7 protein-coding genes and 1 tRNA gene are annotated in these 15,302 nt (G+C 67.8%); 5 read left to right on the forward strand and 3 right to left on the reverse strand.

The window, feature by feature from the left end; translation table 11 throughout:
- Window positions 1–76: 76 nt before the first annotated feature.
- Window positions 77–4,618: an ExeM/NucH family extracellular endonuclease gene (locus UC32_RS03585; protein ID WP_045729903.1), complete on the forward strand. Its 4,542-nt coding sequence runs from the start codon at window positions 77–79 to the stop codon at window positions 4,616–4,618.
- Window positions 4,619–4,734: 116 nt separating this feature from the next.
- On the opposite strand, the gene UC32_RS03590 is transcribed toward UC32_RS03585, so the two are convergent.
- Both UC32_RS03590 and UC32_RS03595 read right to left on the reverse strand, forming a co-directional pair.
- On the reverse strand, window positions 4,735–5,658 hold the full coding sequence (locus UC32_RS03590; RefSeq protein WP_045729904.1) for a TauD/TfdA dioxygenase family protein: 924 nt from the start codon (window positions 5,656–5,658) through the stop codon (window positions 4,735–4,737).
- A gap of 555 nt (window positions 5,659–6,213) precedes the next feature.
- Window positions 6,214–8,169 (reverse strand): FAD/NAD(P)-binding protein, encoded by a 1,956-nt coding sequence (locus UC32_RS03595; protein WP_045729905.1) that lies wholly within the window; start codon window positions 8,167–8,169, stop codon window positions 6,214–6,216.
- An 87-nt stretch (window positions 8,170–8,256) separates the two neighbouring features.
- Between UC32_RS03595 and UC32_RS03600 the strand changes: the two genes are divergently transcribed.
- From UC32_RS03600 to UC32_RS03615, 4 genes are all read left to right on the forward strand, one after another.
- Window positions 8,257–10,551, forward strand: coding sequence for a prolyl oligopeptidase family serine peptidase (locus UC32_RS03600; RefSeq protein ID WP_045729906.1), 2,295 nt, complete (start codon window positions 8,257–8,259; stop codon window positions 10,549–10,551).
- A gap of 164 nt (window positions 10,552–10,715) precedes the next feature.
- Window positions 10,716–11,150 carry a GNAT family N-acetyltransferase gene (locus UC32_RS03605; protein WP_235423581.1) on the forward strand — a complete coding sequence of 145 codons (435 nt, stop codon included), beginning with the start codon at window positions 10,716–10,718 and terminating at the stop codon, window positions 11,148–11,150.
- A 100-nt stretch (window positions 11,151–11,250) separates the two neighbouring features.
- Window positions 11,251–11,338: transfer RNA gene (locus UC32_RS03610), tRNA-Ser, on the forward strand.
- Between the two features lie 234 nt (window positions 11,339–11,572).
- The gene (locus UC32_RS03615; RefSeq protein ID WP_045729907.1) at window positions 11,573–13,054 is read left to right on the forward strand and encodes an MFS transporter; all 1,482 of its coding nucleotides are present in this window, start codon (window positions 11,573–11,575) and stop codon (window positions 13,052–13,054) included.
- On the opposite strand, the gene UC32_RS03620 is transcribed toward UC32_RS03615, so the two are convergent.
- Window positions 12,978–15,215 (reverse strand): RecQ family ATP-dependent DNA helicase, encoded by a 2,238-nt coding sequence (locus UC32_RS03620; RefSeq protein ID WP_045729908.1) that lies wholly within the window; start codon window positions 15,213–15,215, stop codon window positions 12,978–12,980. The two genes, UC32_RS03615 and UC32_RS03620, sit on opposite strands and share 77 nt — an antisense overlap.
- Window positions 15,216–15,302: the final 87 nt, after the last annotated feature.

A 15,302-nucleotide genomic window follows, 5' to 3' on the forward strand; every position in this document is an offset into this window, starting at 1 on the left:
CCCAGTCCGATCGGTACAACCCGGACATACTCCAATGGGTCCCCCACCGGGGACAATCTCATGAAAGTAAGAGCGGATGCATCAAACACCTTGGAAATTAGCGCTGGGCACAGCGTTGTCGGCGGGGCTCATCGCAGCCCCGTTGATGGCGTTGCCTGCGGTAGCGGACAGCACGGCCGCGGAGGTCTCAGCCGCGGCAGGCACATCGCCCGTTGTCATCAACGAGGCCTACCTGAGCGGCGGCAGCAGCGGCGCCGCCTACAAGAACAAGTTCGTGGAGCTCTACAACTCCTCGGACGCCCCGGTGTCACTGGACGGCTGGTCGGTCCAGTACCGCTCCGCCACCGGAACTGCAGCGCCCACCGGCGTAGCAGCACTGTCCGGTTCCATCCCGGCCAAGGGGTACTACCTGGTCCAGGGCGGAAGCAACGGAACCAACGGCGCGGACCTGCCCAAGCCCGACGCCGTCACCGGCCTGAACCCGAGCGGCACTTCCGGGACCATCGTGCTCGCCAAGCAGCCCTCCGCCGTCGTGCTTCCCACCGGTTCCGCGGTGGAATCCGCCGGTGTGGCTGACCTCCTGGGCTACGGGACCTCCAACACGTTCGAGACAAAGGCCGCAGCGGCCCCCACAGGCAACACGGACGTGCGGAGCTTCAACCGGGCCGGCGGAGCGGACAGCAACAACAACGCCACCGACTTCAGCCTCAGCTCCACCATCACCCCGGTATCCTCCGGCGGAACCGCGCCAGACCCCGAGCCGAATCCTGACCCCACCCCGGATCCTGTGGCCAAGACCATCGCCGAGATCCAGGGCACCGGCACCGCCAGCCCGCTGGCCGGCACCACGGTGACCACCCGCGGCAAGGTCACCGCAGCATTCCCCACCGGCGGCCTCAACGGCTACTACATCCAGACCCCCGGCACCGGCGGCGACCTGACGGCCACGAACCACGCGGCTTCGGACGGCATCTTCGTCTACTCCCCCGCTACCGTTGGCTCGGTCAAGGCCGGCGACTATGTCCAGGTGACAGGTACCGTGGCCGAGTACTACGGCATGACCCAGGTCAACGTCACAGCGGCAGCCGGGCTCACGCAGCTCACTGAGGCGGCGCCCGAGGTGAAGCCCACCATCTTCACCCTGCCCGCCACCGAGGCGTTCCGCGAGTCGCTGGAAGGCATGCTCCTGGCACCCCAGGGACCCCTGACGGTAACGGACAACTACAGCCTGAACCAGTACGGCGAGATCGGACTGGCCGGCGGCACCACTCCGCTGGTGCAGCCCACCGCCGTCGCCCCGTACGGCTCTGCGGAGTACAACGCCGCCGTTGCCGACAACGCGTCCCGCGGCATCAAGCTCGACGACGGCGCCAGCACCAACTTCCTCAAGGACGCCGCCACCAAGGCCGAAGTGCTGCCCTACCTCACCACCACGGACCCGGTCCGCGTCGGCTCTCCCGCCACCTTCACCACCAACGTGGTGCTGGGCTACGCCAACGAGTCCTGGAAGCTGCAACCGCTGACCCACCTCACCGACGCCAACAAGGCAACGGTCCAGCCGGCCAGCTTCGGCGCCACCCGCACCGAAGCCCCCGCACCCGTGGGCGGCAACGTCAAGATCGCCTCGTTCAACGTGCTGAACTACTTCCCCACCACCGGGGACACCCTCACCGGCTGCACCTATTACGGGGACCGTGCCGGCAACCCCATCACCGTCCGCGGCGGCTGCGACGCCCGCGGAGCCGCCAACGCCGAGAACTTCCAGCGGCAGCAGGACAAGATCGTCGCCGCCATCACCAAGACCGGCGCCGACGTGGTCACCCTCATGGAAATTGAGAACTCCGCGCAGTTCGGCAAGAACCGGGATGACGCCCTGGCCAAGCTCGTGGAGGCGCTGAACATTCCCACGCCCGGCATCTGGGACTACGTGCGCTCCCCCGCGAACGCACCCCCGCTGGCCGATGAGGACATGATCCGCACCGCCTTCATCTACAAAAAAGCCGTCGCAGAACCCATGGGTGAATCCATCATCCACAACGACACCACCGCTTTTGCCAGCGCCCGCAAGCCGCTGGCCCAGGTCTTCAAGCCCGTGGGCGGCGGCGCGGGCACCGAATTCATCGCCATCGCCAACCACTTCAAGTCCAAGGGCTCCGCCGCAACGCCGGACGACACGGACAAGGGCCAAGGAAACTCCAACCTTGCCCGCACCGCCCAGGCCAAGTCCCTGCTGGACTTCGCCACCTCGCTGCAGCAGTCGAAGGGCACCGACAAGGTCTTCCTGATCGGTGACTTCAACTCCTACGGCAAGGAAGACCCCATCAACGTCCTGACGGCCGCCGGCTACGTCAACCAGGACGACAAGGCGAAGAACGCCGACGGGTCCTCCAAGCACTCGTACCTCTTCGGCGGCCTGGTGGGGTCCCTGGACCACATCCTGGCCTCCCCTGCAGCCAACGGCGTGGTGACCGGTGCGGACATCTGGAACATCAACTCCGTCGAATCCGTGGCCCTGGAATACAGCCGCTACAACAACAACGTCACCAACTACTACGCACCGGACCAGTTCCGCGCCAGCGACCACGACCCCGTGGTGGTGGGCCTGGACCTGAAGTCCGCACCCTCCAGCGTTGACCTGAACTTCCTGGGCATCAACGATTTCCACGGCCGGATCGACGCCAACACCGTCCAGTTCGCCGGAACCATCGAGAAGCTGCGGGCGGCTGCCGCCCCCGGAGCAACAGCATTCCTCTCCGCCGGCGACAACATCGGCGCGTCCCTGTTTGCCTCCGCCGTGGCCAAGGACCAGCCCACCATCGATGTGCTGAACGCCCTTGAGCTCAAGGCCTCGGCAGTGGGCAACCACGAGTTCGACGGCGGCTGGGCAGACCTGCGCGACCGCGTCATTGCAGGCGGCAGCAACGCCAAGTTCCCGTACCTCGGTGCCAACGTGTACCGGAAGGGCACCACGGAACCGGTCCTGCCGGAGTACACGGTGCTGGACATGAACGGCATCAAGGTGGCCGTCATCGGCACCGTCACCCAGGAAGTCCCCTCCCTGGTGACCCCGGCCGGCATCGCCGACCTCGAGTTCGGCGACCCGGTGGAGGCCATCAACCGGGCCGCAGCAAAGATCAAGGCAGGCAACCTCGCCGACGTCATCATCGTGGAGAACCACGACGGCGCCGGGTCCGGTGTGGTGGAAGGCTCCACGCTGGAGCAGGAAGTGGCAGCCGGCGGCCCGTTCGCGAAGCTGGTCACCGAAACCACCGCAGACGTGGACGCCATCTTCACCGGCCACACGCACAAGGAATATGCCTGGGACGCCCCCGTCCCCGGTGTGCAGGGCAAGACCCGGCCCATCGTGCAGACCGGCAACTACGGCGAGAACGTGGGCCAGATCCAGCTGACCGTGGATACCGCCACCAAGGAAGTCACCGGTTACAAGGCCGGCAACGTCAAGCGGACCACTGATGCGGCCGCGGACCTGATCGCGGCCTACCCGCGGGTGGCCGCTGTGGATTCCATCGTGCAGAAGGCCCTGGCGGCCGCAGCCGAGGTAGGCAACCAGCCTGTCGGCTCGGTCACCAAGGACATCACCACCGCTTTCAGCACCGACGCCACCGGAACCGCAAAGCGCGATGACCGCGGCAGCGAGTCAACCCTGGGCAACCTGGTGGCCGACTCACTGCTCGATTCGCTCAAGCCGGCCGAACTGGGCGGGGCGGAGATCGGCGTCGTGAACCCCGGCGGCCTCCGCAACGAGCTGTACTACGCTCCGGACGGGACCATCACCTATGCCGAAGCGAACGCCGTTCTGCCGTTCGTCAACAACCTCTGGACCACCTCCCTGACCGGAGCGCAGTTCAAGACCCTGCTGGAGCAGCAGTGGCAGACCAACGCCGACGGCACGGTCCCCAGCCGCGCGTACCTGCAGCTTGGCCTGTCCAAGAACGTGAACTACACCTACGACGCCGCACGCACCGCCGGTGACAGGATTACCTCAATCCGGGTCAACGGTGAGGTGCTGGATCCTGCCAAGTCCTACCGGGTGGGCACGTTCAGCTTCCTGGCAACCGGCGGTGACAACTTCCGGGTCTTCACCCAGGGAGCCAATACGCGCGATTCCGGCCTCGTGGACCGGGATGCGTGGATCGGCTACCTGCAGAAGAGCAGCCCGGTGGCCCCGGACTTTGCCCGCCGTTCAGTGGCCGTGGTGAACACCACTGCCGCCGAGGTAAAGCCCGGCGAACCGGTCAACCTGGCGGTCTCCAAGCTGGACCTGACCTCGCTGGGCAGCCCGGTGAACACCGCGCTCGCCGGCGTTTTCACCGATTCAGCCGGCAAGGCCACCCAGGTGGGAACCGTGCCGGTATCGGCGGGATCCGCCACCGTCAGCTTCGCCGTTCCGGCAGGTGCAGCCGCCGGTACTGCAACGCTGGTGCTCACCGCTGCGGAGTCCGGCACGAAGGTGACCATCGCGGTACAGGTGGCGGCCACCACGCCGCTGCCGCCTGCGTGCACGGCACCCACCAAGCCGGCCAAGTGGTACGACGTCCTGGGCTGGATCCGCTACGGCATCGCCTGGCTCCAGTACCAGCAGTGCCTGCGCGGCTGATGCTGCGCCGGTAAGGCATAGAACAAGAAAGGGGTGTCCCTCCCGGCCAGCTGGCCGGGAGGGACACCCCTTTTCATTGCGCGGGAGCTTCGTCCCCGCGCTGCGTGCCCAAGAGCTCAGGGCACGACGACGGTTTCCGAGTACGTGGACGAGTCGCCCTTGATAGAGGTGCTGCTGCGCCCGTCCACGCCTACCGGCACGTCACCGGCAATGGTCACGCGGTTGAGTTTGCGCGGCTGGCCATCGTAGTTGTCCGGCGCGTAGTGCTGGGTGATGCGGTTGTCGAACAGGACCAGTTGGTTGGGTTCCCAGTTCACCCGCACCACGTTTTCGGGGCGGGTGATGTACGCCTGAAGGATCCGCAGGATGTCTTTTGATTCGGTGTTGGACAGTCCCACGATCCGCAGCCGCTGGGCAAAACCGCCAATGAACAGGCCACGTTCACCCGTCAGGGGGTGGACCCGGACAACCGGATGCGCGGTTTCGAAGTGGATCCGGGTGAACTCCTTGCGCCGCTCCTCCGCGTTGGCGTGTTCGAGGTTCTTGGGCCGGGAGTAGTCGTAGTCGTTGGTGTGGATGGCCCAGAGGGTGTCGGCAAAGTTGCGCAGCTCGTCCGGCAGGTCCCGGTAGGCGCCGGCGGAGGAGGCAATAAGGGTTTCTCCCCCGTAGTCCGGAAGGGTGATGCTGCGCAGGGTGGACGCCTGGGGCGGGTTCACCACGAAGGTGACATCAGTGTGCCAGTTGTTTGCACTGCCGTTCTCGCTGTCCACCGGCAGCACAGCGGGTTTGCCCTCCACCGATGCGACGGTGGGGTGGGCGTTGGTGAGCGGGCCGAAGTGGCTGGCAAACCGGACCTGGTCCTCGTCCGTCAGCACGTTCGCTTCCCGGAAGACCAGCGCTTTGTGGACGTTGAGGGCCTCGCGGATCTGCGCTACGGTGCCCGGGCTGAGGTCTGCGCTGAGGTCCAGGCCGCGGATTTCGGCGCCGATGCGGGAGCCGAGCTTCGCGAATTCGAGCTTTGTTTCGGTAACGGTGGTCATGGGTGTTCCTTGCCTTTCGCTTGGGGGTGTTTGGCTCAGTTCAGGTGGTTGGGTTTGCGTGTGGCAACCACTAGAGCAGAGCTCACGGGGATGCAGAAGAGGCAGGTTCTCCGCAGGAAATCCCAAGAAATGTGCTGCCACGCGGGGTTATTCGGAGCCTTGTCGGGCAGCACGGAGAACGCCTGCGAAACCCCGTGTCACATTCGGGCGGCGGGCGTTCATGGTCCGTAAGGAAAAGGTCCGCCACGCGCTTCACGAGTGGTCACGGGGACCGGCTCGGCGGACCCAGGGTTGGCCGATGTCCGGCATCCCCGGCGGATTTTGCCGTCCGGTCGGGTGCCCGGCAGCGGGCACGTCAAGTCATGCCGGCACGCATCGGACCGCCAAGGAGGAACCCGGACCTAATATTTCTGCCGGGAAAGAAGCCCTGTTACGTGGCACCGTGGTTCCCGTGCGCCGATCTGCCCGGGCAGGACTTCCAAACGGCCGGAGCCGGGCGGGGCGGGAGCGCGCGTTGACGGGCAAACCGCCACAACAAAGCGCGCGTTGACGGGTTTAGCGGCGGAGGATGGCCTGGGCGATTTCGTCGGCGTCCCGGAGGGTGCGCTGGCCGCTGCGGTAGGCCGGGGTGCCCGGCTGGTGCGCCTCGGCGGCGATCGCGGTTCCCCACTGGGCGGAGGACAGCTGCAGTCCCAGCACGTACATCCCCTCGGTGACCGACCCGTTGGCGGCGACGGGCCGGTACGGGTGCGGCTCCACATCCAGGCCGGTGGACTGTACCGGCGCCCCCTCGGCGGTCATCATGTGCCTGGACCGGACCAGCCCGTCCTTGAGCAGCTGCTGCAGGAGCGGAGAGTCGTTGGCCGAGACCCGGTTGCCGGGTGCCAACGCCTCCACCATGGTCCGGGCAGCGGCCGGCGGGCCCTCCACCCAGGGAGAGGCAGCGGTGAAGGTTCCGGCTTTGCGGTCGACGCCGAATTTCGGGTCCGGGCCCACAAAGCTGACCACGCCGGCCCGCGCCAGCGCGGCCAGCTGCTCCGAGCGCAGCGCCGGCGGCCCGCTGGCCAGCCCTTCCACGAACGACTCGAACCAGCCCCGCAGGCCGGCCACCCAGGATTCGTCGGTGATGCCGCCGTCGGCCACTGCCGTCTTGAGCACCGCGCGGCCGTGGTGCAGGGCACCGATGGCCATCTTCACGGGGTCATCCTCGCCGAGCGAGGAGCGGCGGGCATCGTCCAGGAGGAATTCGACGACGGCGGCGTCCTGCTCGGGGCGCGACGCGAAAGTGCGCCCTGCAAGAGGCGCGGCGAGCCCCTGGAGATCCAGCCGGTGGCGCGGCCCCACGTGGATGGCCAGCACGCTGTCCACGGCGTCTTCCCAGTTGGCGGCGCTGTGCGCGTGCGGGTGCAGGGCCTCCTCGAGTGCGGCCAGGAACGCTGTACTGTCCGGCACGGCGCCAGGCTGCGAGCGCACGAGGGTTGAATAGTAGGCCCAGAGGGTGTCGCGGTGCAGGAGGGGCCAGAGGTCGTGGTCGAAGCCCGGACGGATTCCGGCAGCCTGGAACCGGTCCATCGCCGCTTCGGTGAGGTAGCGGAGGGTGACCGAGGAGGCGTAATAGCCCTCCAGCGCCGCTTTGGCCCGGTAAGGGGCCCCCCGGCGGGAGGCGGCGATGATGAACGGTTCCTGGCCGGAGGGCTCGTATTCCAGCCGGCCGGCCGGGCCGCCGGCAGTGAATTTGCCGCCCCTGCCCTCGGTCAGCTGGACCATCGTGTCGAAGAAATTCAGCCCCATGCCGCGCACCAGGACAGGCTCGCCGGCCGGAATCTGTGCCCAGTCCACGTCAGCGGGCACGGCCGGTGGCAGGTACCGCAGCCCCAGCTGGGCCGCTGAGGCCTGCAGTTCACGCTGTTCGGGGTTGAGCCTGGACGGGATGTGCCCCAGGGCCAGCGCCACGGAACCGGTGCGGAGGGTCTCACCGGTGGCCAGGCCGACGTCGAACGTGCCGTCACCCGCCGGGTGCACCGACAATGCGGACGTTTCGTGGAAGTCGATGGTGACGCCGTCGGGCGCCTTTTCCAGAAGGTCCTGCAGTGTGGAGCGAAGGTACCGGCCGTAGATCGCCCGGCTGGGGAAGTCGTTGGACCCGAGCACGGCAAGTTCGGCGCGTTCATCCGCGGTGAGGGCCGGGAGTGGATCCTGCTGTTGGCGTTCGCGCCAGCGGTCGAAGGTGGTCCCGGCGACGGCGGCGGGCAACCCTGGGTCTTCGGGAATCAGCGTGGGGTAGAAGGACTGGGTGTTCATCAGGAATAGCCGTGACTGCCCCGGCTGCCAGACATGCCCCGGACCTGCGGGATAGGGGTCGACGACGTCGATGTGGAGCCGCAAGGCAGCGCCGCCGTCTCCTGACTGAGCGGCTTGGTGGCTGGCATGGGCGAGCAGGCGCTCCAGGACGCTGGTCCCCCGGGGGCCGGCACCAATGATGGCGGTCCGGATGCTCTGCGTATTTTCCACGCCTTCCAGAGTACGGGCTTGTGTTGAAGAGGAAGGGCTGGCCGCTTGACTTGCCACCCCCGAGCGGATGTTGTTTGGATGGGGCGCATGACCACCACTGCAGCTGATTCAGCGTCCGGCCACGGCAACACCCCCACGGACGGCAGGCCTGCGGGCACCGGCCCGGGCGGCAACGGCGGCCCAGCGCCGGAGCCAACCGACGAAAACGTGTGGCTCGAGGAGATCTACGGCGAAGAGCAGCTCGCCTGGGTCAAGGAGCAAAACTCGCGCACGGAGGATCTCCTGGAGGACGCCGACTACGCGGAGCTCGAAGGCAGCATCCTGGAGGTGCTGGACTCCACCGACCGGATCGCCATGGTGGGAAAGCGCGGTGACTGGTACTACAACTTCTGGAAGGACCGGGAGAACCCCAAGGGCCTGTGGCGCCGCACCACCTGGGACAGCTACTGCACGGATTCCCCCGACTGGGACGTCCTGCTGGACGTGGACGCCCTGGCCGCCACCGAAGGCGAGGAGTGGGTGTTCCACGGCGCCACGTTCCTGCGGCCGGCCCCGGGCGAGCCCTACCGGCACGCACTGCTGGCGCTCTCCCCCGACGGCGGCGACGCTAACCGCTACCGGGAGTTCGACGTCGAATCCCGCACCTTTGTTGACCCGGCGGCGGGCGGGTTTGACCTGCCGACGGCGAAGGGGAACGTGTCCTGGCTGGACGCGGACACCCTCCTGGTCTCCTCCACGGCGGACGGGCTGCCCAGGACGGCGTCCTCCTACGCCCGCACCGGCGTCACCCTGAAACGCGGCGAAACCCTGGCCGCTGCACCCCGGCTGTTCGAGGTACCCGAGCAGCACATGATGGCTGTGGTGGCGCACGACTCCACCCCCGGCTTCGAGCGCACCTTCGCTGTGGACTACATCGACTTCTTCAACCGCACCAACCTGGTGCTGCGCGACGGTTCGTGGGTGGCCATCGACGTTCCCACCGACGTCAACGCCAGCGCCCACCGCGAATGGCTGCTGTTCCGGCCACAGCGGGACTGGGCGCTGGATGGCACCACCTACCCGGCCGGCGCGCTGCTGGCCGCCAACTTCGAGGACTACCTGTCCGGCGGGCGGGACCTCGTGGTGCTGTTCACGCCGGACGCCCACACATCGCTGCAGTCGTGGAGCTGGACGCGGAACTTCCTGCTCCTCAACCTCCTGAGGGACGTGTCCTCGGAAATCCGGGTGCTGGACCCGTCCCGCCCGGCGGACGCCGCCGACGGGTCCTTCGGGGACGGCTCCGCCTGGGCGTCCACACTTCTGGATGCCTGCCCCCCGCTGCATGACGTCAACGCCTATGCCGTGGACGACGAGGATGAAGCAGCGGCCGCCGGCGGTGCGGGCGACGATTTCTGGCTGCTCGCCACCGGATTTACCACCCCCAGCACCCTGATGCGCGGCACGCTGGAACGCGGCCGCAACGATGCCGGGGAACCCGGCGTGGTGAGCCGGCACACGGAAGTGAAGTCCTCGCCGTCGTTCTTCTCCGACGCCGAGTACGAGGTCCAGCAGCACTTCGCGGTTTCCGACGACGGCACACGGGTTCCGTACTTCCAGGTCTCCTCCCATAACCTGCCCCTTGACGGCCAGAACCCCACCCAGCTCTCCGGTTACGGCGGCTTCGAGGTCTCCCGGACGCCCGCCTACAGCGGAACAGTGGGGCGGGCGTGGCTGGAGCGGCGGACCACCGGGCTGCCGGTCGACGGCGGCGAGGCACCGCACTCCCGTGGCGGCGTCTACGTGGTGGCAAACATCCGCGGCGGCGGCGAATACGGGACTGCATGGCACCGCGCCGCCCTTCAGGAAAACCGGCACAAAGCCTACGAGGACTTCGCCGCGGTGGCACGCGACCTGATCTCCCGGGGCGTCACCTCCCGCGAGCGCCTGGGCTGCGTGGGCGGCTCGAACGGCGGGCTGCTGGTGGGCAACATGCTGACCCGCTACCCAGACCTGTTCCGGGCCGTCTCCTGTGGCGTGCCGCTGCTGGACATGCGCCGGTACACCAAGCTGTCCGCCGGGCACTCCTGGATCGCCGAGTACGGGGACCCGGACGTCGCGGAGCAGTGGGACTACATCCGGACCTTCTCCCCATACCACCTGCTCAAGGACGGCATCGAATACCCGGAAACGTTCATCTGGACTGCCACCTCGGATGACCGCGTGGGCCCGGTCCAGGCGCGGAAAATGGCTGCCCGCATGCTCGCCATGGGCATCCCCAACGTCTGGTTCCACGAGGCGTTGGAGGGCGGCCACGCTGGAGCATCAGACAACCGGCAGGCGGCAGCTTTGCAGGCCCGCAGCCAGCACTTCCTGTGGAAGGCGCTGGCGGGCGGAACGTCGTAATGGCGGCCCCCGGGCCCGCAATGCCTGGGCGTGCGGTGCCGGGGGCTGCGGTGCCCGGGTCTGCGGTGCCGGGGCCCTCGGTCTCGGTCCGCAGGGCGGTTGCCACTGATGTGGAACGGCTCGCGGACGTGCACATCAGGTGTTGGCAGGAAACTTACCGCGGGATGCTGTCCGACGCCTTTCTGGCTGCTGCCGACCGGGAGGGCCGCCTCGCGCTGTGGCGGCACCTGCTGGACCGCCCGGACCCCGCCGACGCGTGGGTGGCCTGCGACGGCGATACGGTAGTCGGCTTCGCTGGCACCCGTTCAGTTCCGCCACAGGATTCCCAGGACGGACACCCGCCGCCGGAGTCCGGCCCCCTGGAACTGTGGGGGCTGTACCTGTTGGCGTCCCACCAGGGCCTGGGCCTGGGGCGGCAGCTGATCGTCACCGCCCTGGGCAGCCGGGCAGCGAGCCTCTGGGTGGCCGCGGAGAACAGCCGGGCCATCGGCTTTTACCGGCGGTTCGGCTTCGAACCGGACGGCGTGGAGGACACCCTGGCGGACTGGGAGGACCTGCCCGAGATCAGGATGGTGCGCCCGGCCCAGCCCGCTGCCTAGGCTGATCGGGCCCGGCCAGTCTTCCCGTGTCGCGCGGCCGCAGCCGTTTTGCACTGCATGGCCGGATCTGCGTATCCTTGGTGGGCTAGGAATAGCAATTGGAGACGTGCCAGAGCGGCCGAATGGGCTTCACTGCTAATGAAGTGTGGGGCACAACTCCACCGGGGGTTCAAATCCCCCCGTCTCCGCGTTCGGCCCCGGTCCCTGGACCGGGGCCTTTTGCGTACCCGGGGAGGTTTTGCGGGCGCGGTCCCGGGCTTGTTACTGGCCTTGTTCGCGAATCAGAAGGCTGACGGCATGGTCTGGCGGACAAGCGTCTGACCCAGGGTGGCCAGACGCCAGAGCCCGCCCCGCACCGCCGCGGCAGTCCGGGGACCGGACGCACTCTGCTGGCGCAGGCTGCCTGGTGGCAGGATAAACGGATGGCAGAAAGAGACCGGCCCCGCTTGGACGGGGATGCCGCGCAGGTATGGAGCCCACGGCTGGCCCTTCTGGTGGCGGCAACTTTTTTTATGGAGTTCCTCGACGGGACCATCCTCACCACTGCCATTCCGAATATTTCAGCCGACTTCGGTGTTCCCGCGGCAGACGTGAATATCACCATGACGGCGTACCTGCTCACCGTCGCCGTCGGCATACCCATCAGCGGGTGGCTGGCCGAACGTTTCGGGGCGCGAAGGGTCTTCTGCCTGGCCGTTGCCATCTTCACCGTCGCTTCACTGGCCTGTGCCCTCAGCCAGGACCTCACCACACTGACGCTGAGCCGCATCGCCCAGGGAGCCGGGGGCGCCATGATGGTTCCGGTGGGAACGCTGGTGGTGCTGCGCGGTACACCTAAATCGGAGCTCTTGCGGGCCACGGCGTTCCTTGTGTGGCCCGGCCTGCTGGCCCCGGTCCTCGCACCCCTGGTGGGCGGTGCACTCACCACCTACCTGTCCTGGCACTGGATTTTCCTGATCAACCTCCCACTGGGACTGGCGGCCTTCCTGGCGGCCCTTCGCCTGGTCCCATCGTCCGCTGGAGACAAAGGGCGGCGGCTGGACTGGCCCGGGCTATTCCTCACCACGCTGGGCGTCGGTGCCCTGGTGGTGGGCCTTGAACTGGCCAGCTCCCACCCTGGCAGCCCCTGGGCGGGCATCAGTGCTGCCGCAGGTGCTGCCTCCCTGCTCGCGGCCGTGCTCTGGATGCGCCGGGCCAGCAACCCCCTGTTCAACCTGGGGGTGTTCCGGACCCGCACCTTCCGCGCGATGGCTACCGGCGGATTCATTTACCGGCTGACCATCAGCTCCGTGCCGTTCCTCCTGCCGCTGATGTTCCAGGCCGGCTTTGGCTGGACCCCCATCCACGCCGGCGCCATGGTGGCCGCCGTCTTTATCGGCAACATCGGCATCAAACCCGCCACCACTCCCCTGATCCGCCGCTTCGGGTTCAAGGCCATGCTGGTGTTCGCTTCCCTCGCCTCAGCAGCCACTTTTGCACTGTGCGCCCTGCTGACCCCGGATACCCCGCAGGTGCTGACGTTTGCCCTGCTGGTCTGCAGCGGCGCGTTCCGCTCCATCGGGTTCTCGTCCTACGCCTCGGTGCAGTACGCCGACATCGTCCCCGCGCAGCTCACCTCAGCCAACACCGTCTCGGCAACCCTGGTGCAGCTCGCCACCGGCGCCGGGATCGCCGTGGCCGCCCTGCTCATCAGGATCTTTGACGGGCTTGGCTCGTTTCCCCAGGACGACGCCGGTCCCTACCGCGGAGCTTTCCTGGCCATGGCAGCCCTGATGCTGGCAAGCACGGTGGACAGTGTTTTGCTCCCGCGGCATGCGGGAGCAGCGGTCAGCCGGCCTGCGCCAGGACCAGCGGAAGCACAGCCCCGGCCCCGGCCTGCCGAAGGGCACGCCCCGCGACCGTGAGCGTCCACCGGCTGTCCGCCAGGTCATCGATCAGCATCACGCTTTGCCCCTGGATGGAACCCAACGCCGCTTCGAGTTCCGGGCCGACCACCACCCGGTCCCAGACCCCGGCCAACCGGTAGGCGCTGTTGCCGCCCCGACTTCCTGTGGGGCCGCCATGGGCCAACTGCAGGCCGCCGAGGTAAGGGATGCGGCCTATGTCGGAGATGCCGCGGGCGAGGGATTCCACCAGCTCCGGCTTGCTGCGCGACGGCATGCTCACGATCGCGGCCGGCCGGCCGCCACCGCTCCAACCTGCAGTCCGCGAATCACCGGCTCCCCACTCACGCAGGACCTGGACGCAGGCCTGCAGCATGGCGGGGTCCACCGGCCGGTCTTCCGCGCCCGCGGCGAAGATCGTGCGCAGGGCGCCGCCCCAGCCAAGGTCGGTCAGCCTGGCCAGGACGCGGCCCTCGGAGATCGCCTCCGGAGGCTTGATTTTTCCCTTGACCGGAACGCCCAGCCGGTCCATGCCGCTGGGCCACTGCAGCCGCGGCTCAAGGACGCCGCCTGCCCTGCTGAGCGTCTGCCCGGCCGCGTTCGTGGCATCGGCTGCGACGTCGACGGGGAACCACTGCCCGGCGCAGTTATCGCACCGGCCGCAGGCATGGGCGGTCTCATCATCGAGGACTGACGTGATGTATTCCATCCGGCACCCGGCCGTGTCCTGGTAGATGATCATGGAGTCCTGCTCATCGACGCGGGCCTCGGCAATGCGCTGGTACCGCTCCGCGTCATAGACCCACGGCCGCCCGGTGGAGCGCCAGCCACCGCCGACCCGTTCCACGGCCCCATCCACGGAGAGGACCTTGAGCAGCAGCTCCAGCGGGGTCCGGCGCAGGTCCACCCGCGCTTCCAGCGCCACTGTGGACACAGCACTTCCCGCCTCGGCGAGCGCAGTCAGGACAGCGGCAGCTTTCTCCTCCGAAGGCATGGACGCCGTGGCGAAGTACTGCCAGATGTCGCGGTCCTCGGAGCCCGGCAACAGCAGGACGTCGGCGTTGGCGGCCCCACGGCCTGCACGGCCCACCTGCTGGTAGTAGGCAACCGGCGACGACGGCGCCCCGAGGTGGACCACGAACCCAAGGTCCGGCTTGTCGAACCCCATGCCAAGTGCAGATGTGGCCACGAGGGCCTTAACCTGGTTGTCCTTGAGCAGCTGCTCGGCGCGTTCCCGGTCCGCGGGGTCGGTGCGGCCGGTGTAGGACAGCACTTCGTGGCCCGCCTCCGCCAAGAGCCGGGCGGTGTCCTCGGCGGCGGAAACGGTCAGGGTGTAGATGATGCCGCTGCCGGGCAGGTCCGACAGATGGGTCAGCAGCCACCCCAGCCGCTGCCGGGCGTCAGGGAGCGCCAGGACGCCGAGCCGCAGCGAATCGCGGCCGAGGGCGCCGCGGATGGTCAGGACGCCGGCGCCCAGTTGCTCTTCGATGTCGTGGACCACACGGGAGTTGGCGGTGGCAGTGGTGGCCAGCACCGGCACCGAATCCGGCAACTGCTCGATGAGGTCTGCGATCCGGCGGTAATCAGGGCGGAAGTCGTGGCCCCAGTCCGAGATGCAGTGTGCCTCGTCGATGACCAGCAGTCCGGTGCGCCGGATCAGTTCCGGCAGCTGGTTTTCCCGGAACGAAGGGTTGGTCAAACGTTCCGGCGAGACCAGGAGAACGTCAACCTGGTCTGCCGCAAGCTGTTCGCGGACACTGTCCCACTCGAGCTGATTCGCCGAGTTGATGGCCACGGCACTTACACCGGCCCTGGCTGCGGCCGCCACCTGGTCACGCATGAGCGCCAGCAAAGGCGACACGATCAGGGTGGGGCCGGCTCCGCGGCGGCGCAGCAGCAGGGACGCCACGAAATAGACTGCGGACTTTCCCCAGCCGGTGCGCTGGACCACCAAGGTCCGCCGGCCGCCGTCGACCAGCGCCTCAATGGCCTCGTACTGGCCGTCGTGAAAATCCGCCCCGGAGTTTCCCACCAGCTCGCGCAGCACCGCCAGTGCCTGGCTGTGGGTGGCGGTACCGGATCCGCCCGGAGCGGACGGCTGCGCAAAGGAAGTGTCGGCCGTAAAAGCTGCGTCTGAATCAGTATCGGTTTGGGAAAGGGTGGCGTTCCGGTTATCGACCATTGATTCAGTATCCCAGCCACCCCTGACAGCTGGCCCCTGTACAGCGGATATGTGGAAAGGCCCACAGATCCATTGCGTCACAATCGC

The organism is Pseudarthrobacter chlorophenolicus (assembly GCF_000962805.1).
GTDB classification, from domain to species: domain Bacteria; phylum Actinomycetota; class Actinomycetes; order Actinomycetales; family Micrococcaceae; genus Arthrobacter; species Arthrobacter chlorophenolicus_A.